This is a genomic window from Sulfurimonas sp. (genome assembly GCF_050296975.1).
Taxonomy (GTDB): Bacteria; Campylobacterota; Campylobacteria; order Campylobacterales; family Sulfurimonadaceae; genus Sulfurimonas.
The window spans coordinates 28,020-53,676 of record NZ_JBNKRX010000035.1; the positions used below are offsets into that span (position 1 = coordinate 28,020).

A 25,657-nucleotide genomic window follows, 5' to 3' on the forward strand; every position below is an offset into this window, starting at 1 on the left:
TTTACACTGCACCCATAAGTTGTTTTGAACTCTCACCGATAAGCGCACACATATCATCGTAAGACTTTGAAGCATCTGTAACATCTGCACTGAGTACCTCATCATAAAGTGTTTCGATTTTTTCTTCAGCATCAAGTTTTTTCATGTCACCTTTTTCAAGATCAACTAACTCTAAAATCTCATTCCATACAGAACTTTCATCAAGAGGATATGCAGTAAATGTAACACCTTCGTATTCAAAAGTTCCTTCACCTTCTAAATCTGTTACATATAAAACATAAATTCCATCAGCTGAAAAATACTCTTTGTATTTTGCAAACATTACAGCAAAGTCATTGAAACTGTCAAGTTCACAAGTTAAGAATTTCATTTTGTCATCGTCACAAACTAAAATAACTTGTTTTGCTTGAATTTTTGGAGGTAATTTTCTATCTGGAGAAAGCTGTTTTCCCTCTTCTACGATAAGTGCTCCACGATAACCCTCTAGAGAACCTACAGCACCTGTGTATGACGGTTGCCATGCTAATTCATTTTCTTTGATAAAATCTAATACTTTAGACATTAGTATCCTTTTTTAAATAATAAAAAGGACAATGCAGATAGTGTTCCTTAGCGACCAATAGCAAGTAGATATAAGATATTATTTTTAGTTTGCAGAAACTCTTTACACTCATCATCATAATAAGCGCCTATTCCACTACATCCTATTCCTAAAAGTTCACTTTTTACGTAAATAATGTGTGCAAGAAAACCGCTCAATATATTTACTTTTTGATACTTTTGGACATCGTTTGAGGTAAAGTAAAATGTTACACCACTTTGTCCACCAAGGTTTTGCTCTAGTGCTAGGTACCTTGATTTTGATCTAAAATCACCCTCTTGCAGTAGCTCATCATTTTTGTAAAGTCCCTGCTGGACATCGTTAACTAGATGAGTTGTGTAGTATATATCTATATTGTGCTTCATGGCAAACAAAAAGATCCCATCTAGGATGGTTTCAAACTCCGATTTTTCCATCCCTAAAGCTCGAAATGCACGGATCGAGCGTCTGTTTATGATCGCATTTTTAAGTTGCTCTTTTGGAATATTTGCAAAAAAAGGCGTTGGATTAAAACTTTGTTCTTCGTAGTTTACAGTTTGAGTGTAAGCATTCTCTATAAACTCATTTGTCTCCAAATAATCACATCCACTTACAAATGAGAGATTTTGTCTCAATTTATTAACGGTTGTATCTACTTCTTCAGCGCTTTTAATCGCACATGTAAAAAACTCATCTTTGCGAAAACCAAACATCTCATTAAGTGCTATCTTATCAAACTCAAAAACAAACTCACTCTCCCTGCCCATCACACAAAGTCCAGCGTAAATAGCTCCAAGTTGATGCCCAGCATCCAAAAGCACATAACGGATCGCTCTATCTTTGTATTTCCAAGAACTGCGAAAATATACACTTGAGATCAGAAACATTAAACCTTTTTGTTTTTTTCCCTCATCAAAGCAATGCTCTACACCATCTTTATCTATTTCTTGCAGTAGTACTAATGACGCTTCTTTTGGATCATAATGATATATCCCATTTAACAGCCCTTTAATACCTCTTGATTGGATGTAAACTTCACAAGGAAAAAGTCCACCAGCACTTGGAACACTGCGCAAATGATATACACCATCAGGATAGGTTTTCTCAAAAGTGATACCACCGATTAAATTAAGGTCTTGAAGTTCCTCATAATCTGAGATCGCAAAACGTTGATAAAAATGGGGATACACTTTAGAGTTTGTAGGCTGACTTCTCCAATCTAAAAAGTTTGCATTTTTGCGAACACTCATATAAGAATGTTTTGTTTGCTGGTGGCATAAAGGCATGTTCTATTTCTCTTTTATATAACGTTTTGTAAGTCTACAAAAATCGTAAAAGTCACTAAGCATTAAGTATCTGATCTCTACATCTTCAAACTTTTTATGAAGTGCAAGATTACCCCTTAAGTATGTTTGCACATCATGTTGAAACTCTTTTGGAAAGTCTAATTTTTCAGCTTTTAATGATGAAAAACATTCTAAAAAATCGAAAAAAAGTTTTGTAATTATCTTCTCTTTCTCTGGGGTTCGATCTTTTAAAAAGTCACTTGTTTCTTCAAAAGTTTGGCAAATATTGTGTAAACACTCGTTCATTATCACTCTTTATAGGCAAATTTTATGCAATGTATACATAAAGTGTGCCTAGCCATTTGCCATCTCTATAAATAGAAAATGTGTATCACTTTTTGCTTTGATCTCTAATACTTTCTCATCTACACACTCACAAGCATCATGTGCATTTAAAAGTGTATTGTTTAACTCTAACTTCCCTTCAATCACAACAAAATACACTTGTCTATTTGGTGCAATATTAAAAGTAAGAGTTTTATTTTTTGAGAGTTCGCTTACATAAAAGTTTACATCTTGATGGAGTTTTATTTTTGCATCGTCATTTTCATTTGAAACAATATGCAAAAGTGTATCTTTTCTCTCCTCATCTGTATATCTATGTGAGCCATACAAAAGAGGTAAGTTTTTTTGTGGAGGAAGTATCCAGATTTGCAAAAGTGTAAGTTCTTTTGTTGGATGATTATTATGCTCAGAGTGAAATACTCCACTTCCAGCACTCATATACTGTACCTCTCCACGTTTAAGTGTCTCAACATTCCCCATCGAATCTCGATGTGTAAGCTCTCCATCAATGATATAAGTTACTATCTCCATATCACGGTGCGGATGCATATCAAAACCACTTTTGGGAGCTATCATATCATCATTAAGAACGCGTAAAACTCCAAAGTTTACATTGTCATGGTTTATATACTCTGCAAAAGAGAAATGAAATCTACTTTGCAACCACCCTTTGTTGGATAAGAACAGTTGTTCTTTTGGAATATATCTCAGCATTATTTCTCCAATACGCCCTCAATGTTTACTTCCATTTTTACGATATCTCCAACAAGGACACCACCAGTTTCAAGCATTTTGTTCCATTTAAGACCAAAATCTTTTCTATTGATTTTTCCCTCTAACGTTAAACCAGCTCGTGTTTGTCCCCACGGGTCTTTTGCAACTCCACCAAATTCATAGTCCAAAACTACATTTTTCGTAACATCTTTGATAGTAAGTTTTCCGTACGCTTTATCACCATCCACTTTATCCAACACAAATGTTACTTGAGGATATTTTGCTACATCAAAAAAGTCTGCTGAACGTAAATGCTCGTCTCTTTCTTTTTTGTCTGTATTGATCGATTCAGCTTCGATTACACCTTGTAACGTTACTACCTTGTTATCTTCAACATCAAATGTGCCACTAAATTTCTCAAATTTTCCTGTTACATGAGAGATCATCATATGTTTCACTTTAAAACCAACAGTCGTATGCACAGAATCAACTTTAAAAGTTCCGCCAAATACTACACTTGCACCCAAAAACATTGCTATAAAAGCGACAACTAACTTTTTCATAACTTATCCTTTAATCATTTTTTTGAACTTTTCTAAGGAGTTTACAAAGGGTGTCTAACTCTTCATCATTCAAGACACTCATTTTCTCTTCGAGATTTTGAATATGATCAGAAAATACACCTTCTATAATGTCTATCCCTTTTTGTTCTATAGATAAAAAAGTACTTCTTTTATCTTTTTCATTCACTATAGAGCTTATCCAACCATCTCGTTTGAGATTTTTCACTACAACAGTAATGTTTCCTGGTGTAGAAAGCGTCAATTTTGTAATCTCACCTATTGAGAGATCACCGCGATGGTACAGAACTTCTAAAACCTTAAACTGATTGTACGTTAGACCATGTTCCAAGAAAAATTTTGCCTCATAAGAAGCGATCTTACTTTGTGTACGATGCAACTGAAAAACAGTTCTAAGAACTTTGTCTTGATGTTCTCCGTAAGATTTAACTTTCAATTTCATAACTTAGCCTTTGGAAAAATTATACTACTAACTAGTACTAATATCTTATAAATATTACTAACTAGTATTATATTGTAATTTTAGATTAATTTTTTAGCTAATTTTTCTAACGTCTTTTTTTGTAATATATGCAGGTCACTCTCATCAAGCCACTCCATAGCCTGATCGTAGTAAAACTCTAGTATTATGGATGAGAGTTGCTCTTTTTGTGGTACTAAGCGCTCTAAAAACTCTTTTACTTCTGCGATGTCGAACTCTTCAAACTTTTGCAGTTTTTCATAGAAAGCTTCCATAAAAGGATCATCTATAAAATCTTTTGCTTTTTCTAAAAAGATTGTCGCTTCATATTCATTAGCAACGATGTCATTCCACATTCGCCCATTGATCAGCTGATCGACTGCTACATCTATGTACATAGGCACCATATCTAGCACTTTGTTTAATTCGTTAAAATCATTATCTACCAGATCACGAAAAAGCATACGGGAACGGTTTCGGATCTTTTTACGCAGTTCATCATCTTCGATCACCTCTTTATGCAGTAGAGAAAAACGCTCAAATGCTCCAAGTCGTGAGTGATTAAACGCCATGATCGAGACAAGTGGGTGTTCATCTTTGATCTGATCAGCGTGTGAGCCAGATGGACGGCAAAATGCCCAGTAAAGTCTTGCTTCAAAATCTTCATGGTTTATATACTTTGCATCACCCAAAGCCTCGAAATTTTCCTCATCTTTAAGTGCTTCTACTTCATCTTTGTATGTGAGATTAAACAACTCTTCCATGCTATTTTCCTAGAGAATTAAAAGTTTTCTTCCAAAAGGGATACGTGCACGTCCACTTGAAAGCGCCCACAAAACTTCATACGCTGGAGGTATGCGAGGAAATATCCCTTCCCCATCTGTAAAATATAAAAGCATAGTACTCATCGGTAAATTTTGCTCTACATAGTCAAATACTACACGGTAGTCAGTCCCACCACCACCTGTGAGTTTAAAGTCTAACTCATCTGCACCTACAAAAGTGTAATGGTGGTGCACTTTTGCATCTGCGATTAAGAGCTCGATCCGAATTGATGGAAAGTTTTGCATGATTGACTCAAACTCAGACTTAAATACACCCAAAAGCGACTCGTTAATCGATCCAGAAGTATCGATCGCAACGATGAGTGAAAGTGTATCACTTGCAAGTGAGGGCAAAGCTACACCGCGGTAAAGATGTTTTTTGTTTGGTGGCATAAAAGCGTAGTTATTTCTCATGTGACGGTTGATCGCATTGTAAAGCTCAAACCTCCAGTCTATGTCATTGGCAACCATTTTTTTTGCAAAACGATCAAAGCCTGAGGGAAGCAGTGACTTTTTTTGTGCAACTTCACTTGCCAGTGAATCGGCATAAGCCCACTCCTCTTCCTCTTTCTCACTTGGAGTTTGTTCTATCCGCTTGATGCGACTAAAAAAGGAGTACTCGTTTTTTCCACCTGTTACCTCATCGAGCACATCAAGATCATCGTACAAGTTCACACCCTCAGCTATAAGTTGCTTTTTTAGCTCATCGTAGATCTCTTCGGCATACATATTTTTAAACTCTTTGTTGTAGTTCACACCTTTGGGGAGTTTGAACTTATTTTTTACAAGCATATTGTTGATCGCATAATCGGTTGCCAGTTGCCAAAGTGCCCCGCGACGTGCAAGTTTTCTTTGTTTATGTGCTAGTACATGGTGCATTACTGCATTTGTAAGTATGAACTGCAACTCCTCGATCGAGCAATCTTCTATAAACTCAGAGTTATATAAAAAGCGAACTCCATTACTCGCATAGTGATTTACTTTTTCACTCTCCTCGTGTTTAAGACGTGAAGCTAACATACCAAAGTACGGGTGTTTATTTATGAGCTGACTTTTTGCTTTTGTTAGGAGTTCTTCGGCATTCATTATTTACATTACTTATGAAGAATTTTCGTAAAGTTTTTACTCCATAGAGGCCAGTTACCAAGATAATCTAGCTCTATGTTACGCCCACGCAAGTCTTGAACGATCATGATAGCAAACTCTGCTGGAAGGTTGAGCGTGTATGCAAGTAAATTGTTTAACTCTTGTGAACGTGTCTCATCATCTATACGCATAGTAAGTGCAGTTGAAAGGATGTGCAGAGCTGATGTTTCCTCAGGAACTTCTTTTGATTCACCTGCTAAAATAGCCTCTATGTCTGGTAGAGATTTCTCAACCGATAAAAACCCTAAAAACGAAGCTGCAAGTTCTTCGCCTATCGCACCGCTGAGCATCGCTAACAGCAAGTCATCTTCTGGCTCACTCTCTAGAATCTCATTCACATATTCCCAAGTTCTAGGAGTTGCGAACGCTTTTGCTTCTGCATTTATCCCAAAAGTAAAAAGTGCATCTGGTCTATACGAGATAAAAGCGATGATCGAGTGACGCAGGTTTGAGCTTTGCGCCCATGTTTTCCAGTCTTCTACGTTTGACTCCATATCTAGGTGTATAAAACGGTTTGCTAGGGGTGCCGCCATACGAAATACAACCCCGCGATCGCTCTCACGATTTCCCGCTGCTACTATCGCCCAACCATCAGGAAGTGTGTACTCTCCAACTTTACGATCTAGTATCAGCTGATACGCCGAAGCTTGTACCATAGGAGCTGCCGTGTTTAACTCATCTAAAAACAAAATACCCTCTGAGTTTTCATCTGTCGGTAAAAACGAGGCAGGTGCCCAAACAGCTTTGTCATTTTTTGCATCAAAAAACGGGATACCGCGCAAATCTGTCGGATCAAGCAGTGACAAACGAAGATCGATGTACTCCAACTCTTTTTCTTTTGCGATCTGCTTTACGATCGAAGACTTCCCGATCCCTGGAGGCCCCCATACAAACATAGGCACCTTTCTATCAACTAGATGGGCAATAGCTCTTTTAGCACTTTGTGGATTCATCATCACTCCTTTAATAATAGGAGTATTTACAAGTTTTGTACCGAAGGTAGAGTCTTATAATTTTTTAGTTTTATAATATTTAAATTAACTTCTAATTAGCTTACTAAACTTCACAAATTTTTTGTCCATTTAAGCAATTGTTCTACACAAACCTTCTCATCCATTTGATCAGTATGTAAAATAAAACTACCAGAGCGTTTTGCAAGTGCTTTATAAACACTCAAATAGTGTTGATGCCATGCAATTGGCTCTGCCGATTCATAAGTGCGCTTAGATAAACGAGAAAGTGTAGTATCTATATTTGCAAAACATAATGCTGTCGGAACCCATTGATGCCAATTTTCAAAAAAGAAATCAATTTCAGGAATCAAAGAAGCTACTGTCATCCATCCTCGATCAAGAATAATAGGATTATTCCCTTCAACGGATGCAATAGCTGTCTGTATAGCTTCTGTGCCAATTTTGAGAAGTTCTTCAAACTTTTGATTTTCTCCAGCTTTCATCAGCTTGGTTCCAATAGAACCTCCAAACGGTCGAATTGCAGTGCCTTCAAGTGCATTAGCAAGTTGTACACTTAAAGTTGTTTTTCCAGCACCATCATGACCGTCTAAAGCAATAATCAAGCGCTTTGTCATTCAAAAGGCTTTAATGTTACTGACAATCCATCCTGCAATTCAATCCAATAATGCTGGTTATTACTTTTAGTCGCAAGTATATCACGAGCATCTCCTCTTAATTGTAACTGCCCTTTAGGAGAAACTCTAAAGCCACCTGTTTTTTCTGTTGGGCTCATTTTAATTGAACCGTTTTCTATAGAAATTGTTACTCTTCCGCCTTCGCCTTTTTCCATTTGCAACGCTTTTCGTGCTGAAACAGGTAATGTAATCATTCCTCCTGGAGACATTTTAAGTCGACGATTTTTTACCATTGTTGGTTTAGATGTTTGATTCATAATTTTTTCCTTTTTAAAAAATTAATATGGCTTTTTGCCAAATACTAGCTCATAAAGCTTCATATAGTTAGCTAAAACCTCTTCAGGTTTGCCACCAGACCTCCATACGTCTTTATCCAAGGCTGCTGCGTTTGTAGATGTCCCATCTCTAATCCGCATACAGTCTGGACTTATCTCACCATAAAGGACTTGACCCGTACGGTCAATAAAAAAACATATATCAACTAAAAGTAAACCTGCTGCTGCAAACTTTTGTTCTAACCATAAGAATGTATCTCGTGCCAATTTTTTTGCTGCTTCGATGTTATCAAGCCATAATGCCGCATAATCATCTGGAAGTGGCTCATCAGCCAAACGTTTCCCATCTTCATCATGTAAAGGATGGCGCCAATCAAAACAAACAACTGGTTTTTCAAACTTACTCCAACGTTGTAGTGGTGGTCCATTTTCAGATGTTGAATGGTTGTCAATATATAAATAACGATGAAGTGGTGAACCTATATGAAAACGTTTAACTCGTACTTCAAGATTACATGTCTGTACTACCTGTTCTGCAAGAAGTACACCATCTTTTGTATCTATAAGTCCTAAAAATGCCGATGCTAAACGATATGGACCGGGTTCATCATTCATTTTACGAAAAATATCTGCAGAAAAACGAGCACGAACTTCATCTGTTCCAGGAGCCATACCATAGCGATTATATGTGTATGAATAAACACTTGGCACTAACCTTGCAAGAGCTATTTTTGGTGTTAAAAGACGAATCTCTTTACTATCCCCTTGTACAAAAAGCGGCAATGTTTCAAATTCAATATCGATCTGAGATAATACCTGTTCAATCAAACTTCTCTCAGTATTTGTAAAATCAACTGTTATTGATTCATTTTTTGGACCTAAAAGAACTATCTTATCTCCTTTAGTTTCATCTTTGTTCAGTTTAACATCAAGTTCAAGGTCTGAACATATATCAAGTAAATAATCACACTCTGTTTTCATTTAATAACCTCCTATTTTTAGTAGAATTTTCAACTATTTGAAACTTTTTATTTAATTGAGATAAAACTTTTCCTGTAGCTAAAGATGATGATGCCAATGCTTTAACAACATCACCTAAAAGTGCTTGTTTTTGCATTTTTGGAGTATCAAAACCAATAGAGGAAAAAAGCCAATCATGAATTTTTTCTTTTGATGGTTGATCACCAATAGCTCCAAAAGTACCTTTTGCAACATTTGCAGGAATCTTTACAAAATACTCATAAAGATTTTTTTTATCGTCTTCAGTAGATGCTTGTTCTTTTGTTGAGATTGCTCGGCTTAACATACCAAATTGTTGTCTTTGTCGAATTGTGCCAAAACTAAAATTGCGAACCATCAATTCTGAAAGAGGTTTACGAACAACATCAACTTCGCCCCAGATACATATGCCATAATTTGAAAGATTGTCGCCTGAAAAACGTTGCATTATTAAAAATTCAGATGGTGAATAAATCCCAAGATTTAACTCTTTACCTTGCCAAGTTGGTGATGTTCCTGCAAGTTTTAACAACACTGCTTCAGGATCATCTACAATGACTACAGCATCAATATCTGCAAACTGATTACCAGAAACACTTGATCCATAAACAATAACAGCCTGTAAAGCATCCCCTAACTGTTCTCGTAAGTTATGAATAAATTCAAATCTACCATCTGCAAAATATGTAGATTCTTTTCGTATTGTTTCTATCAATCCTGATGTAGGTGCAATTCGTTTTAAAGCTTCCATAAAAAGCTTTCGAATAGCTAAAAGTTTTTCAATATCATCACAGTTATCCTTATTTAAAGCATTAATTTGAAGATGTAGCTTTAAAGACTCTAGTTCAGGAGCTACTGCTGTAGTAGCTAATGTTCCTGCATCCCATAAACGATCGAATTTACTGCCTATAGTTCCAGATGAAAAACGATTTTGGATAATTGCAGCTGATAATGTTATTCCTGATAAAAAGAGTACAGACTGTAACCAATGACGCGAAAGTTCTTGAAAGTCTTCAGATATATTATTGTTAGTCCATGTTAAAGAAGGAATAGATAAAGGAAAACTTTGTTGAACTGATTTAAAAAAACGTGGATGGAACAAAGATGACCATTGAATAATACTTGGAGTAATGACTCTTGGATTTGGCATTTGATGATAATAAGCCCATTGTAATATACTAATTAATTCATTTGAATCTATCTCTCGATCAATTAAAATGTATGAGAGTGTATATGGCTTACTTCGCCAAGTAGCTGGACGTACTACCGAATGTATATTAAATTTTATATTTGGCGGTAAAGCGATAATACTAGAAAAAGATGAAGACATTTGATAATTCAATTTTTAACTCCTCTTAGTTTCTAAGAACTTCCATAGAGTAATCATATCTATATTAAACAAAATAAAACCACAAAGGTTATTATTTCATTTTTCATCTTAATCTTTATTTAACCCCTTTAAATAGAAAACTCAATTACCCGACCAAACTGCTCAAATTTTCTCATATTCTTTTTTTCATTAATTACAAAAAGTGTTTGGCACACTAGGTGTTCGCTAATCTCGAATTCTCCGTCACTTAAAACCAAGAGCAGATCATCTGATCGGATCTCGGTTGTTTTTAGGTAACGCAGCACGGCATCGAAGTTTGTCCCTCCGTCACTTTTTGGTATGTGAAAATCGATCGTATCAAGCGATGCAAAACTGTCAAAACTCACTATAAGCTCTTTTTTGACATCTACATCAAAAGGGAGTACTTCGATCTTGTACTCGTAAAAACCTGCACAAACTTCGGCGATTACACCAAGGAATTTTTTGTATTCCTCCATCGTTACACTTGAAGAGCTGTCAAGTGCTACAACCACTTCAAGTTGTTCTTGTTTTTTCTTTGTACCTGGCAGATACAATCCCATGTGTGCAAAGCGTTTATTTGGTTTTGAAAATGTTGTCTCTTTTTCAAATGCGGAAGTTACAAGGTACTCTTTGAGCACATCATAAAAGCTGATCTCAGGTTTTACAAGCGTGTCGATCTCAACCAACATCCCTGCATATTGGGTAGTATTTTTTTGTGCTATTGAAAGTGCTTGGATGATGATGCCGTTTAATTTTTCCTGCTCACCGCTTGAAGTTTTTTCATCAGCAACTTCTTGTATATCTTGCTTACTCTCATCGTAGATGTGCGCTTGAAGTTTCCCTTTTTCATCGGAAGTTACTTTTGCCTCATTGTCCTCTTTCTCTTCGCTGGAACCTTGGTTTTCTTCCTCTTGCTCTTTGAAAAGGATCTCGTACACCTCTTCGACACATTTGTCTTTTAGTGTTTCATCAAAAGTTTCATCTTCTGGCATTGCTCCAACATCGCTAAACGTTGCCATGATGTTGTTGATCACTATGTCACAGCTTTGATTCCACAGTTTTAACTCTCTTGTTTTTTGTCTGTAAGGGTGTTTTAAAACAATGTGCAAAAGTGCATGGGCATACAAATATGTCAATTCATCTTCACTGTAACGATCAAGCTTTTGCAGATCAACCTCTAAAGCACTTCCGTTTGTCTCAAAAGCACTCTTTGCGTTGGTTGTAAAAACGGTAGGGATTGAAAGCGCTAAAACAGATAAAAAGGGATGATGAAAAAGAAAGTGGATGCGAACTTTTTGAAAAAGTTCCTCATAAGATGAAGTTTTCATACTTCTCTAGCCACTCTTCAAAGCTCTCCAGTTCTGCTATGGACTCATCTTTAACTATAAGGTCTTTGATTAGCATTACGTTAAACTCAACTGGGAGTTTTTTTGCATAAGTAAATATATTTTCCCCATGTTCATCTTTTTTATACTTCTCAATGAGTGCTGCACAAAGTGCATACAGAGCACTTGGTTCTTCTGGTACTTGTTCACTTTGCCCCTCTAAAATAGCATCAATATTTGGCAAGGTTTTATACACTTGTACAAATGAGCTAAACTCGATCCCAGCACCATATCCAACAGTTCCGTAAATGATCGGAGCTATAGCACTAGCATCGTGAGAGATATCTAAAATATTTGAGAGCATATTCCATGCACGAGGTGTTGCAAAAGCAGGGTTTGCTTCTGTTGCACTTGGCATCTCACTACTTAAAAGGTCAGGTCTAAAACCTAAAAAACCTATAATATAAGAGTGGATATTGTTTTGAATAGCCCACACCTTAAAGTCATCATACTTTGCTTCTAAAACAATATGCACCATTCTGTTGATCAAAGGTGAAGGGAGTTTAAATACGATCCCTTTATCGTCTATCTTATTTCCCGCACAGATGATACGCCACCCTTTTGGTAAGCTATATTCTCCGATCTTGCGATCTAGTACGAGCTGGTAAATAGCAGCTTGAACAGAAAGTGGTGCTGAATTTAACTCATCTAAAAATAAAATCCCCTCAGAGTTTTCATCATCTGGTAAAAATACAGGCGGCATCCATTTTGTTTGTGAGTTCTCGATCGAGGGGATACCTCTTAGATCAACTGCATCAAGTTGTGAGAGACGAATATCGCGAATCTCAAAGTTGTGCTTTTGTGCGATGTCATTAACTATATAAGACTTCCCAATCCCAGGACTTCCGTGAATAAAAACAGGCGTATCGCTTTGGATCAAAAGTTCAAGATGTTTATAAAGTTCTTGTGTACCTATGGCTGGTGTTATCATGAGAGTTTTACTTTTTTTAGTACAAGATTTAAACCATCGTTCATAGTGTTAATCTTCTCGATCACAGCTTTACGATCTTCTTCGCTTAAAGCAAATCTACTCTCTATAAACTCATAAATAGCAATACTATCTGCATACACAGTTTGTAGTAAATCTTCCTTGATTTTATCTTCTATCATACCCATTTTATAAAACCTTTCTAAAAGCCACCATATCTGACTTTTTCATCCCAAATTTTTTGTACATTTTATGTGCTACTTTATTGTCACTATCTGTTAAAAGAGTAAGGCGTTTGAGCTTTTTCTTTTTCGCATAACTCATCACATGATCTAAAAGTGCGTTGCCAACACCTATACCTCGAAACTCGCGTAAAACGATCATATCTTCGATCGTCCCCACTTTTGCTCCGTAAGCTGTGGAGTAAGAGAAAAGCAAACTCACCATACCTACAATTTTGTCCTCAATTTTATAAACAAAAATGCGTCCGAGTTTTTTATCTTTGAGAATTTTTTTAAGCGCTTTAGCATGTAAGCCTTTTTGGTACTTGAACTCTTTTTCTTGCGTGAAAAGCTCTTTTAGCAGTAACTCTAAACTCTCTAAATCTTTTAGTTTGGCTTTATGCAGCATTTGCTTTTAGTGCCTTATAGATAGCTGGAGTAGCTGCAAGATCGATCGCTTTAAAATCGTCAAGATTTACCAGCTGTGTATCTGCACCAAACTCTAAAAGAAGTTTTACCATGTCAAGTTTTCCAGCACTCGCACTGTACATCAATGCTGTTACACCGTTGTCATTCATACTATCAAGTTTGATCCCAGCTTTTACAAGCAACTCTACACATTTGTAATCTTGCCCAAAACAAGCGTTCCAAAGTGCAGTGTTTCCATCTACATTTTTAATCTCTAAGTCAGCACCTGAGGCGATAAGCTCTGATGCAATCTCGCTTTTTGCTTCACGTACAGCTTTCATAAGTGCAGAGTTTCCGTGTTTACCAACTTTGTTTATGTCACTTGTATCGTAGTCGTTTTCTTCCATCCAAGTGATCGTAGTTTCGCTTAACATTACACACCCATCCAGTTTTCGTGCGTATGCCCTTGTTTTTTGAACTTGATCGCAGTATCTAACTCTTCGTCAAGTTTTGCAAGATCAAACTCACTTACTAGATCAGCTAAAAGCTCTTTGTACTCGATCTCACCATCTTTGTTAATGATAAAGATCGACTTTGCACATGCATTATCATCAATATTTACACCAAATTTTAAAGTAAAGTCTTTAAAGTCGTACGATGTCATTGCATCGTCATAATTTGTTTCAAGTTCACTTGAAGATACTACATAAATGTTCGCTTTTTCTTTATGTTTGTTGATAACATTTAAAAGTGCTTCATTGAGATCGTAAGAATTTGCAAGTGTGATCATACATTGAACTTTCTCTGCCATCATACCTATAACTTTTGTCTCACCGTTTAACATTTTTACTCTAGCTGAGGGTGCTTCACCCCCTACTTTACGCTCTTTCTTTCCTAAAGCCAGTTTTTTACCATCTACAAGAACTTCCAAGTTTTCTCCTCAATAATGTATTCATTAATATTATATATACAGATACCATACCTTTATATTTTCTTTGAATGGAACATTAACTGTATATACAAAACTATAATTTATTAAGGAGCTTATTATGGCAGTTATGATTACAGATGAATGTATCTCTTGTGACGCGTGTGCACCAGAGTGTCCAGTTGCAGCAATTTTAGATGAAAACAATGAAAAAAATCCAACAGGTTCTTACTTTTATGTAAAACCTGAGAGCTGTGTTGAGTGTGTAGGTCACGCTGATTCTCCACGTTGTGTTGAAGCTTGTCCAACTGAAGGTGCTTTAGTGTGGGATATGCCATACACTATGGAATTTAACGAGTACTATAAAGAAGGTAATGAATCTGGTACTTACAAAATCCGTGAGCACAAGAAAAAAGGTCTTATGCTTCCAGATCAAAAAGAGATGCCATTCATTTCTGATGTATCTATGGAAGATAGAGAGTCTCATGCAAATATAGGTCGTTGGGCATAAGATGTCAGTACGTATAACTGATCTGTGTATTAACTGTGATGCATGTATCGAAGAGTGTCCAGCAACTGCAATAGTGAGTGCCGATGAGTCTCCACTTGCAGATGGTGAGTACACTTATGTAAAACCTGAAAAATGTATAGAGTGTGTAGACTCAACTATACCAAAATGTGCGGATGTATGTCCAACAGAGGGATGTATAGTTTGGGATATGCCTTATACTGAAGAGTTTGATGAGTACTATGTTCAAGGTCATGAAAATGGAACATACCTCATTAGAACTCACAAGAAAAATGGTTTGCTTTCACCTGCAAATCAACCCCGTCCATTTCGTGAATCTATATCTATAGCGCAAAGAGAAGAGTCTATGGCTGTAGAGGTATAAATTAGGGCTTTTTACGCCCTTTTTATACTTTTTTTTCTAAAGTTTTTTTAAACAAAATTCCTGCTACAATTTTCCAAAATTAAAAAATAAGGTATACAAAAATGAAGATAGCTATCCCTGTAAAAGATGAATCATTAACGTTTTTTGGTAATGCTGGACACACTCCAAAATTTGCCATTTTTACTATGCAAGGTGGAGGAATGTTTCGCTCTTTCACTTTAGATGAGATCAAAAACAACCCTCGTACTGACATCGATCACGATCATGCTGATGAAGATCATGTATGTGATCATGACCATGATGATGCAGAGCACATTGCACAACATGACAAAATGGGTGTAGTGTTAGACAATTGTGACTATATTGTAGTAAATCGTGCTTGTAAAAATACAGCAAACGCTATGGCAAAACGTGGTGTTAAAATTGTAAAATATGCTGGAAGCGCGGTAAATGCGAACGATGTATTAAAAGAGAGCGCAATCAACTTCAAATAATCCCCAAAAGGAACACTTTGTGAATCCTATAGTCGTAAGAAACAAAACACGACAAAGGAGTTTTTTATGAGTTGTTCGACTGGAGGATGTGGTACACATAGCGATATGGGATTTGATCCAAACAATCCTGAAGCTATGGCCATCCAAGAAAAAATAAACAATCACCCATGTTATAGTGAAGGCGCTCACCAACACTATGCAAGGATTCACGTTGCAGTTGCTCCTGCATGTAATATTCAATGTAACTACTGTAATAGAAAATATGACTGTTCAAACGAGTCACGCCCAGGAGTTACAAGTTCAAAACTTTCTCCTGAAGAGGCAGTAAAAAAAGTACTCTATGTTGGTGGGGACATTCAACAGCTTTCTGTTGTTGGTGTAGCTGGTCCTGGTGATGCACTAGCTAACCCTAAAAAGACATTTGATACTTTTAGAATGTTACAAGAAAAAGCACCAGACCTTAAACTGTGTCTTTCAACAAACGGTCTTCGTTTACCTGACTACATCGAAGAGATCGTAAAATACAATGTAGACCACGTTACAGTTACTATCAATAGTGTTGATGCAACTGGTGAAGTTGGTTCTAAAATCTACCCATGGGTACACTGGGATCACAAAAAAATCTGGGGTAAAGAGGGTGCAAAACTTCTTTTAGAGCGTCAGCTTGAAGGTATTAAAATGCTTACTGATCGTGGTATTTTAGTAAAAGCTAACTCTGTTTTAATTCCAGGTGTTAACGATAAAGAACTTCCAAATGTTGCTAAAAAACTTAAAGAAATGAATGTATTTTTACATAACATCATGCCTTTACTTTCAGCTCCAGAATTTGGTACAAAATTTGGACTTGATGGAGTGCCTAGTGCAACTGACCAAGAAACAATGGCTGCACAAGAAGCGTGTGGTATGGATATGAAACTAATGAGCCACTGTCGTCAATGTCGCGCGGATGCTGTAGGTCTGATTGGTGAAGATAGAGGGGAAGAGTTTACAAAAGAAAGTTTTGTGAACATGACTTTTACTGCTCTTGAAGAGAAGTACAACATGGATGCTCGTATGAAAAAACACGAGATGATTGAGAGTTGGAGAAGTCACCTTGAAGAGGCTAACAAACGCATTAAAATTGAGCAAGCTGCTAAAGATCAACTAAGCTCAACTGGTGAGACTAAACTCATCGCTATTACAACTGCTGGTCAAGGTGTGATCAACCAACACTTTGGAAGTGCTAAAGAGTTCTTGATCTACGAAGCTGGAGATAAAGCGATCAAATTTGTAATGCACAGAAAAATCGAGAGTTCATACTCTGGTGCAGAAGTTGCAGAAGATTACAACCCAATTGACGAGATCAAAGTTACACTAAAAGACGTAGATGTTCTTTTAACTGCAAAAATCGGTGAGTGTCCAATGAACGACTTAAATGAGATAGGTCTTATCTGTGATGAGAGCTATGCAAATGAGCCGATCGAGATCTCAGTTCACGAAGCTGCAAAAAAATACTTTTTTAACGAGAAAGAGTTAGGGTAACCCCTACACTCTTTTTTACTTCACAATGAAAAAACAACCAAAAATTGTACTACTAAATGGATACGGTCCTATATCTATAAACAACGAACTTATGGAGCTATACCCAGTAACCACTTCACACGGAGCGATCGGATTTCCACTAAAATCTTTACGGGCTGAGAATGTAACCATAATCACAAACCTCATAAACTTTTGGAACATCTCAAAAAAAATAAAACCAGAAAATATGTGCTACCTCTACGCTTACGGCGGACTTGAAGATGAGGATATGGAGAGTATAAAAGCTCAGAATGTTTTTTATATGTAAAATATATTCTATGTAATATTACATCAGCATAAAATTTAAATTGTTATTAATTCAATTAAAATTCAAACTTCTTTTGCTTTGAAGTATTTTTCTTTGAAAAAATATCAATTTCAATTTGATAACTAGAATCAATTCTTTTTCCTGAGACTTTAATATCAAAATTTTGCTTATTTATAAACATTTCATTCATTGTTGTAGTCCAGTAAGCCGTAGTATATGGTATAGAAAATCGAATGATATTTTGTTCACTATTAGACAAATCTCTTTTATCTCGATACTGGCTAAACTCTTGTGATGGTATGTTTTCATATTTTCTCTTTGATGGAGAAATTTCATCTTCATTAAAAAGAGTTGGTTGAATATTTTCTGTGTGAGGTAGCAGTAAATTTTTTGTCTCTAATAATACCAAACCTTCTTTGAAACCTCCAACTTTCTCTCTTTTTTGTGCTTGTTTTTTTAAAACATCTTCTTTCTTTATGTTCAAATGATGTAATAGTCCATCCATTACTTCATACACATCTGCTAGCTCTCCTAGCAATTCTTCTTGTGTTGCATCAAACACTTCATACGACTCTTCAATTAATTTATCTTTTAAAGCTCTTATAATAGACTCTTGTTCTAGTTCTATAACATTAACAGATTCACCACCACTTTCAATATTTTCTGGAATTTTATCTCTAACTAATTTATTAAACTCTTGTGTATCTTCAAAATTTTCAAAACCATGATATGTTTCAACTATTGCTCCTGTTTGTTTTAATTGATAATAAGCATGTGATAATAAACTTCCTTCAAGTATTACAAAGGCATTAAGTTTTTTTGCATATAAACCAATTTTTTGCAAAGTATCTTTATCCCTTAACAAAGCATCATCCATTGGTTGTATATTTATTTTTTTAATAAATGAGTTTTCTTTATTAGTTTCTTTTTCTAATATTAATAGATCTTCGCTCGTCCTAATTGTTAATAATTCATCATGTGGCGTTTTAGTTCTATTTTTTTTATTTTTAGTCTTATTTTGTAAAGTAAACGTTTCATGATGCCAAGGAAAGATATATTCAGGACAAATATCTTGAGGGACATTTACAAACCACATTATACTTAAAGGTTTACCGACATTCTCAGCTATTTTTCTCGAATGCAAAGCAATCTTTTTGATCCAGTTATTATTTTGTATAGATTCTTTCCAATCATATGGCACAGCGACCTTTTCAGTACTCCATTTCCCTTTGGAGTTAGGAACTACAAAAAAATTTTTATAATATTCTTTAGATTTAACTTCAAAACTATCTAACGAAATTTTATCTATATTATTATTCTTCGTATCAATAACATGTTTATCATGAGCAAAGAAATATAAACCTTCAGGCAATCCCCATAATGATTCTACTTGTACATTTCTATCATTTGGTTTTGCATAAGCAAAGGCTGATGAAACAGCAGGAATAAAATTATGAAATATAAATGCTATATCTATATTATGAAGTTTTGAATCTGCTAATAATGTTTTGGAAGTTTCTTGCAACCATTTTACTGTACTATCTAAATCTCTCTTTTCATCTCTTGGTAACATCTGTCTTTTGGATTTATCAGCCGATGCTATATCTGTTCTAATAATTAAAGGCTCTTGAAGTAATTCTTCTAAATCTTTTTTAAGTTGCTCAGGTAATTCATCCTTGGAGAGCTTATTAATAATGGCTTGGTCTTCTAAAATATATAATGGCACACTTGGTAATTCAAGCTTTCTGTATATTAATACATTATCAATTTTTGGATATTTTATAGCATGCCTATCTTCAATTTGTTCAATCAAGTTTAGTTTTTGACTTTGCATACTTCTAAAATTTTGAAATTGTTTGGTAGGGTCTATACCATTGATATTTTTTTCTTGATCTGCTTGAACTATATATATATTATAATGATCCCATACCCATTCAAAATGTAATCTTTTATTAAATTCAAATCCCCATTTTGCAACTATTCTTAATACATTTTTTAAGCGATTTTCAAAAACACAATATAAAGGCTTATTAGTAAAAGCTACAATTGAAGTCTCATCTCTCCAATTTCTTATTGCTATTGAACTTATTGTGTCGTGTGAATTAAAATCTTCAATCTCTAACATCCAATCTCTAGGATCTTTTTTAACCCTTCTTTCGTTTGATAAATGCCCTTTTTCAGAATATATAGCTATATGTTTTTGAATTATTAATGGTATATTATTAGTATCAAGTTTTTTATCCTTATAAAATAATTCTAAAAGTGATAAAAAAACATTACTGATATATTCAAGCTTACCATCACTTGAATATAGCTGCCCTCTTTCCTCAAGTCCTTCTACACATCCTGAAGATCTTATAATAATATCATTTCCAGCAAAATGTACTTTTTCTAGAGCTATGATAATGTTTTCTATATCAAACTTTGTTAAAGTTTTACTTGAAACAAATTCTTTGGATAAAACGATAAAAGGTAGCGTCCAATTTTTTGGTATACAAGAAAGCCCATAAGCTTTTTCTCCAACTAAATCTATAGATATATCTTCTTTAGAAAGAATCTTAATGTTAGATTTAGTCACATAAACAATAGAATTTGATGGCTGAAAAGTTTTTTTACCTTCTATTATTTACCCTTTTTGCTCAACTTGTTTTTTTTGTATTGTTTGTACCAAAAATAACATTTGCAACTTCATACATTTTACCCACTGCTTCATCAGCAAAATATCCAGCTAAAAAACCTATTGCCACTATTGAAGCTGTTGAAAAGGAATTAGTTGAGTTAATTAATTGTGCTTCAATTAATGTACCTGTCATAAATGCTATTATAGTAGCAAGAAAAGGTGATGTTATCCTCCATACCCTTCGGTCTTGATGCCACCAACCTCTTGCTACAACTCTATAAAAATATTTTGTTCCAAAAGTAATTCCACCCAACATTCCACTAGCAGAATAATATAAGTATTTTTTAAAGATTTTTGCTTCTTCTGGTGTTAAAGAGAACCAACTCGATAAAACACCTTTCCAATTTAAAAAAATAAGTAAAATAGAAAGAATCATAATAAAAAATAGAAATATCGCCTCACACCATATTTCTATTCTTATTTTAAAAGGATACTGACTTTCATATTCGTATCTTGAACGATTATCAGTATTATCTACAACTGTATTATCAACAACTTGTGTAACACATTCTTTATCAACAGTTGCTTTTCCCATAATCATACCTCTATGCTATAAGACGACTTAATACTTTTGAAGTGCTTTCAGAATTTTCTAAAAAAGGATGGTCTTTATAATTCGCTTGACTAGATTTTCCAATAAGTCTTGCTAACAATTTTCTAAAATATTGAGAAATTGGTTTTTCTAAAATATGCAATAAACCATACTTAGATTCTATATCTTCATCATGTATATCCATATAAAAAAGATACTCTTTTCCTTGTGTCTTTTCTTGAATCTCTGATGCTAAACACTTTTCCCAAAAAAGTTCTGAGTCATTTAAAAAAGGTATTAAACTTGCTTTATAAGGCACGATATGAAAATGTGCGTGATCTGTTCCACAAGCCGTTATTGAACCTTCTTCATTTGAACCATGTTCAAATGCTACAAGGTTTCCATACTCTTTTTTCATCGTAGGTATAACTTTTGCAAGAATATTTTGAAAGTTTTGAGATGCATAACAATTTTGCATTGATAAAGTATGTTTTTTCGGGACGATCAAAGACCACCCTTTCACCATTGAACCAATTGAAGCTAATGCCATAAAGTCATCATTTTCATAAAATGGTTTATCAACTTCTGCATAAGTGTATTGTTTTTTTACAATATTGCAAAATCTACAACTCATAAATTACCTTATTAAATAATATATCTTTCTTCTTATTATATCTTAAATAGTTTAAATATAAAAAGTTATTTTTTATACATAATTTTAGATGTTTCTACAGAAGTAGAATAATAAAATTTCAAAGGATCCCATTCAGGAATTTTTGGTTGTAGTAATTCAGGACTAAAAAATAAAACTTCTTGTCCTTCTCTACTTTTATACGCAGTGTGTTTAAATGAATATTCCTTTTTTTCATAATTACAATAAAGTGTTTTAATTTCTTCAACATTATCATATGAAACAACCCACTTTATACTCTTTATTTGCTGAATTTTTTTACTTACCTTTTGATGGTCAGATTCTTTATAGTGATTCATATACAAAGTATTTGCTTTTAAAAAATATGGAGGATCAAAATAAAATATAACATTCGAACTTTGAGACTCTTTTTCTATCTTTTCGATTAGTTTAATAGCATCTTTTTTATAAAGCCTTATATCTTGTTTTCTTGTTGCAATTTTTTTTATCCGTTTAATAAGTTCTATTTTATTAAATCTACAATCCATCAAATATTGTCCATCTTGTTTAAGACCTCCAATAACTCCAGCATTTATAATGCCTGAACGATTTGTTCTATTTAAAAATAATGTTGAAAAACCAAGTTCAAGTAAATCTGCAGTTTTCTTTCTTTTTTGTATTTCTTTTTGTATTCTCCATTCTTCAACTGTTATATCAGTTTTTTCAATCAACTCACATAATTGGTTTGTTCTATTTAACACTGAATACCAAAAAGCATATATAGATCTATCTCTATCGTTAATGGTAATTTTATTTACAAAACCTTCCAATAATAAAAATAATGCCACTGATGCTCCACCAGAATAAGGCTCAACATAATGCCCATTTATATCATTATCAATACAAATCCTAGCAATGAAAGCAGATAATTTGTGTTTCCCACCAGGATATCTTAACGGTGAATAAAACATTACTACCTTTCCTACAACTTCTACAAAGCTTTACAATTTTTACATTATTATATCATTTTAACGATTACTTTACATTTTCTTCAATATATATCAAAAATGCAATAACGGAACACTTTCTGTATATATATACTCAATTACTATGCAAGGAGTTCTTATGGCGTTGATCAATGACACTACACTTCGTGATGGCGAGCAGGCTCCTTATGTTGCATTTAATACGCAAGAAAAACTTGAAATTGCTAGACTTTTATATGCCGCTGGAGCAGATGAACTAGAAGTTGGCATACCTGCTATGGGCTCAAAAGAGCAAGAAGATATAAAAGAGATTTTAGCTCTTAACCTTCCGCTTCGCATCATGACTTGGAACAGAGCTACACTTAGTGACTTGGAAGCCTCTTTAGAGTGCGGAGTAAAAGCAGTTGATCTTTCAGTTCCTGTTTCACAAACTCTGATCGATGTAAAACTAGGCGGTGATAAAGAGAGACTTTTTAGAAACCTTGAAGAGGTTGTAACACTCGCAAAAAAAGAGGGTCTTTTTGTGTGCATCGGTGGTGAAGATTCATCACGCGCAGATGAGAGTTTTTTAGCTGAGATCATGAACTTTGGAAGCTCTCTTGGAGCTGACAGATTTCGTTACTGTGACACAGTGGGAATTCTTACTCCACACACAACGTATGAGAAGATCAGCTACCTTACAACACACTCCGATCTTGATATTGAGATGCACATGCACAACGATTTTGGCATGGCTACTGCAAACTCTATAGTTGGATTTGAAGCTGGAGCTGTCAGTGCAAACACTACTGTTATTGGTCTTGGTGAGCGCGCTGGAAATGCATCGTTTGAACAGGTGCTTATGAGTTTAAAACACCAGTTTAAAGAGGAGCGTTATATAGATCCTTTGGTACTGCAAACTTTAGTACAAAGCGTAGCACATGCAGCAAATAGACAAATAGGTCATAACAGACCGATCGTTGGACGCGATATATTCTCACATGAGTCTGGCATCCACGTAAATGGGATGATAAAATCTCTTAACGCGTACGAAGCATTTGAGCCAGAGATGGTTGGACTTCACAGATTTTTCCCGATCGGAAAACACTCTGGTACATCTACGATCAACTATCACCTAAAAGCATTTGGGATCACACCAGTTGCATCTAAAGTGCAAAACCTTTTACCGAAAGTTCGTGAGATCGTAACTGGACGAAAAAGTGTTTTAGAACCAAGTGAATTAGTGGAGTTGTATTTATGTTCATAGGATGGATCAGAGCTAAGAGCTTCAGTGCAGATCTGGAAGCTTTTAGCAATGTAGTTACAATAGACAAATCTGTTGTACTTAAAACTTTTCATCAAGACCAGTCTTTATGTTTTGGGGCGTATGATGAAAAAACACTTGTTGCTTTTATATCGGCTTATGAGATGCAAAATACTATTTTGATTAACAATTTTCACTATATGCCAAACATCAAAGACGATATAAAAAAAAGACTTGTAAAGCTTTTACTCAACAACATAAACGATGAGAGTAAATCGATCTGTATTATGAGTAAAAAAGATGAAAAAACTATGCTTATGGCTTTTGGCTTTAAAGAGTATGCGAAGTTCAAAAAAGCAATCTATAGCGGTGGAGCACCTGCATTTAACTTCTCAAATGCAACAGCAAAAAGCATCGCTCAAGAGAACTATATGCCAACTGTGACAAAACTAGATAAACGTGCTTTTAATGAAGCGAGATCAGACTATATAAAAGATGTGCTTTTTAAACAGTCATCACTCGTTCTCTCAACAGAGTTTGGGTACCAACACTCTTATGCGATCGATAAAACGCTTATTAAAATCTCTCCATGGGTTATGGAAGATGCAGCGTATATAGATGCTGAAAAAATACTACGTGGTGTTATCTATCATAGAGGTCTTAAAAAGATCATGGCGTATGTGCCAAGCGATGTAAATGAGATCACAAATTTGTACAAGTCGTACAATTTTGACCTGAGTGAAGAGTATTCACTTTTATATACAAACAACAAACCCAACATCGATCTAGAGATGGTGTACGGATTTTAAATTTACAATTAAGGAGAACAAACAAATGTCATCAAATGAACAAGAAAAAGAGATCAAAAAAGAGTATGCTGGTTACAAAAGAAAAGTGGTAGAATTAGCTGGTGAAATTCATGATATAGTTGAAGATACAATCTGGACTGATTATGAAAGACTTTTAACACTCAGCGAATCAGTTCAAGTTGCAATGAAAGACGTTGTTGACTTTAAGGCGAAGCACGACTTTTTAAAATAGGGGTATAATATGTCCTTGGAAGAGATGAAAAGCAAAATTATTTGCGAGTGCGGTTCTAAAACTGTCATCGAAGCAGAGGAGATTTTGCGCGCTACTGATCTTCCCTATAAAAAAGCAAAAAAACTAGTAACTGGGTGTAATAAAACCTGTTGCAGACGTCCTCTCATGGCTCTATTTCAAATGATAGAGTTTGGAGAGATCGACTACGAAGAGATAGATTTTCTCATAGATCAAATGAATGCAAATTAGGAGAGATGATGGAAGATATACTCAAAGATTTTGCACGGTGGGTTAAAAGTAAAGGGCTTCAGTCCAAAGTTCCCACAGATATCGATACATTAGCAAATCTATCTATACTAGACCTTTCAAAATGTAAACTAAGAGAGCTTCCTCCAAGCATAGGCTTTTTACCAAATTTGATGGTTTTAAAACTCTCAAACAACAGGCTTTCTGAACTTCCAAAAAGCATAGGAAATTTAAAAAAACTAAAAAACTTACAGTGTGAAAACAATCTTCTCACTGCTTTACCAAACTCCATAGGTGGACTAGAATCACTCATGATCCTAAATCTTAATGGGAACAGATTAAAAAAGCTTCCTCAAGAGTTTTGTAAACTTACTTCAATCACTCGTCTTACAATGGCTGCAAATATGATCGAAGAGTTACCTTCTGAGATGAAAAAGCTCAAAAAATTGCTTTACTTCTCTCTAGATACAAACAATCTTGATTCGTTACCTGAAATATTTGGCGATATGCGTTCACTTTATTACCTTGATCTTTCATACAATAACTTTACAACGCTTCCTGCTTCTATAGGACAGATTGAAGAGCTGGAGACTTTACTGTTAGAGGGAAATGAGATCAACGATCTTCCATCGCTTGAAGCACATGATATGCTCATAAAACTCAACCTCAACGATAATAACATTTCAAAAATAAACTTTGATCTGGAGGCTTTAGAGGATTTACAAATCCTTACACTCGATAATAACGAGCTTGAATATTTACCAGATAATATCTGTAAACTCAAGAAACTCAATCACTTAAGTGTGAGTGCAAATCAACTCAAAGAGTTACCAAAGTGTATAGGGGAATTAGAAAACCTTTTGGAGTTGGATATTGAAGAAAATGAGATTAAAGAGTACCCAGACTCTTTTACAAAACTCACAAAACTAAAAAATCTCTATATCAATGACAACTCACTAGAGTGTCCTAATCTTCCAAATTTGGAATTTTGCGACTTAGCATAG

33 protein-coding genes are annotated in these 25,657 nt (G+C 34.9%); 10 read left to right on the top strand and 23 right to left on the bottom strand.

From position 1 onward, the window contains the following. Window position 1 precedes the first annotated feature (1 nt). The 19 genes from ACQY56_RS10440 to ACQY56_RS10530 all read right to left on the bottom strand — a co-directional run bounded on the left by ACQY56_RS10440 (window position 2) and on the right by ACQY56_RS10530 (window position 14,082). Window positions 2-562, bottom strand: coding sequence for a hypothetical protein (locus ACQY56_RS10440; RefSeq protein ID WP_428738265.1), 561 nt, complete (start codon window positions 560-562; stop codon window positions 2-4). Window positions 563-609: 47 nt separating this feature from the next. Then, window positions 610-1,830 (bottom strand): SagB family peptide dehydrogenase, encoded by a 1,221-nt coding sequence (locus tag ACQY56_RS10445; RefSeq protein ID WP_428738264.1) that lies wholly within the window; start codon window positions 1,828-1,830, stop codon window positions 610-612. A gap of 39 nt (window positions 1,831-1,869) precedes the next feature. Next, window positions 1,870-2,172: a hypothetical protein gene (locus ACQY56_RS10450; protein WP_428738263.1), complete on the bottom strand. Its 303-nt coding sequence runs from the start codon at window positions 2,170-2,172 to the stop codon at window positions 1,870-1,872. A gap of 48 nt (window positions 2,173-2,220) precedes the next feature. Further along, the gene (locus ACQY56_RS10455) at window positions 2,221-2,925 is read right to left on the bottom strand and encodes a pirin family protein (protein WP_428738262.1); all 705 of its coding nucleotides are present in this window, start codon (window positions 2,923-2,925) and stop codon (window positions 2,221-2,223) included. Beyond that, window positions 2,925-3,488, bottom strand: coding sequence for a YceI family protein (locus ACQY56_RS10460; RefSeq protein WP_428738261.1), 564 nt, complete (start codon window positions 3,486-3,488; stop codon window positions 2,925-2,927). Before ACQY56_RS10460 ends, ACQY56_RS10455 begins: the two co-directional genes overlap by 1 nt. A 10-nt stretch (window positions 3,489-3,498) precedes the next feature. Further along, on the bottom strand, window positions 3,499-3,948 hold the full coding sequence (locus tag ACQY56_RS10465; RefSeq protein WP_428738260.1) for a MarR family winged helix-turn-helix transcriptional regulator: 450 nt from the start codon (window positions 3,946-3,948) through the stop codon (window positions 3,499-3,501). Between the two features lie 80 nt (window positions 3,949-4,028). Beyond that, complete coding sequence (locus tag ACQY56_RS10470) at window positions 4,029-4,730, bottom strand: hypothetical protein (protein WP_428738259.1); 702 nt, start codon at window positions 4,728-4,730, stop codon at window positions 4,029-4,031. Between the two features lie 9 nt (window positions 4,731-4,739). Next, the gene (locus tag ACQY56_RS10475; protein WP_428738258.1) at window positions 4,740-5,876 is read right to left on the bottom strand and encodes a vWA domain-containing protein; all 1,137 of its coding nucleotides are present in this window, start codon (window positions 5,874-5,876) and stop codon (window positions 4,740-4,742) included. Window positions 5,877-5,884: 8 nt separating this feature from the next. Next, window positions 5,885-6,889 carry an AAA family ATPase gene (locus ACQY56_RS10480; protein ID WP_428738257.1) on the bottom strand — a complete coding sequence of 335 codons (1,005 nt, stop codon included), beginning with the start codon at window positions 6,887-6,889 and terminating at the stop codon, window positions 5,885-5,887. Window positions 6,890-6,999: 110 nt separating this feature from the next. Further along, window positions 7,000-7,524, bottom strand: a complete 525-nt coding sequence (locus tag ACQY56_RS10485) for a hypothetical protein (protein ID WP_428738256.1) — start codon at window positions 7,522-7,524, stop codon at window positions 7,000-7,002. Then, a complete protein-coding gene (locus ACQY56_RS10490; protein ID WP_428738255.1) occupies window positions 7,521-7,841 on the bottom strand; it encodes a hypothetical protein in 321 nt (106 codons plus the stop codon). The genes ACQY56_RS10485 and ACQY56_RS10490 overlap by 4 nt, the downstream gene beginning before the upstream one ends. 21 nt (window positions 7,842-7,862) lie before the next feature. Next, window positions 7,863-8,840: a phosphoribosylaminoimidazolesuccinocarboxamide synthase gene (locus tag ACQY56_RS10495; RefSeq protein WP_428738254.1), complete on the bottom strand. Its 978-nt coding sequence runs from the start codon at window positions 8,838-8,840 to the stop codon at window positions 7,863-7,865. Then, window positions 8,824-10,200, bottom strand: coding sequence for a hypothetical protein (locus tag ACQY56_RS10500; protein WP_428738253.1), 1,377 nt, complete (start codon window positions 10,198-10,200; stop codon window positions 8,824-8,826). Before ACQY56_RS10500 ends, ACQY56_RS10495 begins: the two co-directional genes overlap by 17 nt. A gap of 116 nt (window positions 10,201-10,316) precedes the next feature. Continuing rightward, complete coding sequence (locus tag ACQY56_RS10505) at window positions 10,317-11,537, bottom strand: vWA domain-containing protein (protein ID WP_428738252.1); 1,221 nt, start codon at window positions 11,535-11,537, stop codon at window positions 10,317-10,319. Continuing rightward, window positions 11,518-12,525 (bottom strand): AAA family ATPase, encoded by a 1,008-nt coding sequence (locus ACQY56_RS10510; RefSeq protein ID WP_428738251.1) that lies wholly within the window; start codon window positions 12,523-12,525, stop codon window positions 11,518-11,520. The genes ACQY56_RS10505 and ACQY56_RS10510 overlap by 20 nt, the downstream gene beginning before the upstream one ends. Continuing rightward, window positions 12,522-12,710 (bottom strand): hypothetical protein, encoded by a 189-nt coding sequence (locus tag ACQY56_RS10515; RefSeq protein ID WP_428738250.1) that lies wholly within the window; start codon window positions 12,708-12,710, stop codon window positions 12,522-12,524. Before ACQY56_RS10515 ends, ACQY56_RS10510 begins: the two co-directional genes overlap by 4 nt. A gap of 1 nt (window position 12,711) precedes the next feature. Further along, on the bottom strand, window positions 12,712-13,152 hold the full coding sequence (locus ACQY56_RS10520; RefSeq protein WP_428738249.1) for a GNAT family N-acetyltransferase: 441 nt from the start codon (window positions 13,150-13,152) through the stop codon (window positions 12,712-12,714). Further along, window positions 13,142-13,585, bottom strand: a complete 444-nt coding sequence (locus ACQY56_RS10525; protein ID WP_428738248.1) for an ankyrin repeat domain-containing protein — start codon at window positions 13,583-13,585, stop codon at window positions 13,142-13,144. The genes ACQY56_RS10520 and ACQY56_RS10525 overlap by 11 nt, the downstream gene beginning before the upstream one ends. After that, entirely contained in the window at window positions 13,585-14,082 is a 498-nt protein-coding gene (locus tag ACQY56_RS10530; RefSeq protein ID WP_428738247.1) for a hypothetical protein, read from the bottom strand. The genes ACQY56_RS10525 and ACQY56_RS10530 overlap by 1 nt, the downstream gene beginning before the upstream one ends. Window positions 14,083-14,200: 118 nt before the next feature. Between ACQY56_RS10530 and ACQY56_RS10535 the strand changes: the two genes are divergently transcribed. From ACQY56_RS10535 to ACQY56_RS10555, 5 genes are all read left to right on the top strand, one after another. Next, window positions 14,201-14,590 carry a 4Fe-4S dicluster domain-containing protein gene (locus tag ACQY56_RS10535; protein WP_428738246.1) on the top strand — a complete coding sequence of 130 codons (390 nt, stop codon included), beginning with the start codon at window positions 14,201-14,203 and terminating at the stop codon, window positions 14,588-14,590. A 1-nt stretch (window position 14,591) separates the two neighbouring features. After that, window positions 14,592-14,972, top strand: coding sequence for a 4Fe-4S dicluster domain-containing protein (locus ACQY56_RS10540; protein ID WP_428738245.1), 381 nt, complete (start codon window positions 14,592-14,594; stop codon window positions 14,970-14,972). Window positions 14,973-15,073: 101 nt separating this feature from the next. Continuing rightward, a complete protein-coding gene (locus ACQY56_RS10545; RefSeq protein WP_428738244.1) occupies window positions 15,074-15,466 on the top strand; it encodes a NifB/NifX family molybdenum-iron cluster-binding protein in 393 nt (130 codons plus the stop codon). Between the two features lie 66 nt (window positions 15,467-15,532). Beyond that, window positions 15,533-16,987 carry a nitrogenase cofactor biosynthesis protein NifB gene (nifB, locus tag ACQY56_RS10550; RefSeq protein WP_428738243.1) on the top strand — a complete coding sequence of 485 codons (1,455 nt, stop codon included), beginning with the start codon at window positions 15,533-15,535 and terminating at the stop codon, window positions 16,985-16,987. Between the two features lie 25 nt (window positions 16,988-17,012). Next, window positions 17,013-17,294 (top strand): hypothetical protein, encoded by a 282-nt coding sequence (locus tag ACQY56_RS10555; protein WP_428738242.1) that lies wholly within the window; start codon window positions 17,013-17,015, stop codon window positions 17,292-17,294. 55 nt (window positions 17,295-17,349) lie between these two features. Here the strand turns inward: ACQY56_RS10555 and ACQY56_RS10560 are convergent, their stop codons facing one another. The 4 genes from ACQY56_RS10560 to ACQY56_RS10575 all read right to left on the bottom strand — a co-directional run bounded on the left by ACQY56_RS10560 (window position 17,350) and on the right by ACQY56_RS10575 (window position 22,108). Then, a complete protein-coding gene (locus tag ACQY56_RS10560; protein ID WP_428738241.1) occupies window positions 17,350-19,872 on the bottom strand; it encodes a hypothetical protein in 2,523 nt (840 codons plus the stop codon). 61 nt (window positions 19,873-19,933) lie between these two features. After that, a complete protein-coding gene (locus ACQY56_RS10565; protein WP_428738240.1) occupies window positions 19,934-20,509 on the bottom strand; it encodes a hypothetical protein in 576 nt (191 codons plus the stop codon). Between the two features lie 10 nt (window positions 20,510-20,519). Then, window positions 20,520-21,140 carry an HIT family protein gene (locus tag ACQY56_RS10570; RefSeq protein WP_428738239.1) on the bottom strand — a complete coding sequence of 207 codons (621 nt, stop codon included), beginning with the start codon at window positions 21,138-21,140 and terminating at the stop codon, window positions 20,520-20,522. Window positions 21,141-21,205: 65 nt separating this feature from the next. Next, on the bottom strand, window positions 21,206-22,108 hold the full coding sequence (locus ACQY56_RS10575; RefSeq protein WP_428738238.1) for a DNA adenine methylase: 903 nt from the start codon (window positions 22,106-22,108) through the stop codon (window positions 21,206-21,208). 154 nt (window positions 22,109-22,262) lie between these two features. Between ACQY56_RS10575 and nifV the strand changes: the two genes are divergently transcribed. The 5 genes from nifV to ACQY56_RS10600 are packed head-to-tail and all read left to right on the top strand — an operon-like array spanning window position 22,263 to window position 25,657. Beyond that, the gene (gene nifV, locus ACQY56_RS10580; RefSeq protein WP_428738237.1) at window positions 22,263-23,369 is read left to right on the top strand and encodes a homocitrate synthase; all 1,107 of its coding nucleotides are present in this window, start codon (window positions 22,263-22,265) and stop codon (window positions 23,367-23,369) included. Beyond that, window positions 23,360-24,175: a hypothetical protein gene (locus ACQY56_RS10585; RefSeq protein ID WP_428738236.1), complete on the top strand. Its 816-nt coding sequence runs from the start codon at window positions 23,360-23,362 to the stop codon at window positions 24,173-24,175. Before nifV ends, ACQY56_RS10585 begins: the two co-directional genes overlap by 10 nt. A gap of 25 nt (window positions 24,176-24,200) precedes the next feature. Continuing rightward, a complete protein-coding gene (locus ACQY56_RS10590) occupies window positions 24,201-24,407 on the top strand; it encodes a CCE_0567 family metalloprotein (protein WP_428738235.1) in 207 nt (68 codons plus the stop codon). A 9-nt stretch (window positions 24,408-24,416) separates the two neighbouring features. Next, the gene (locus tag ACQY56_RS10595) at window positions 24,417-24,656 is read left to right on the top strand and encodes a hypothetical protein (protein ID WP_428739938.1); all 240 of its coding nucleotides are present in this window, start codon (window positions 24,417-24,419) and stop codon (window positions 24,654-24,656) included. An 8-nt stretch (window positions 24,657-24,664) separates the two neighbouring features. Continuing rightward, the gene (locus ACQY56_RS10600; RefSeq protein ID WP_428738234.1) at window positions 24,665-25,657 is read left to right on the top strand and encodes a leucine-rich repeat domain-containing protein; all 993 of its coding nucleotides are present in this window, start codon (window positions 24,665-24,667) and stop codon (window positions 25,655-25,657) included.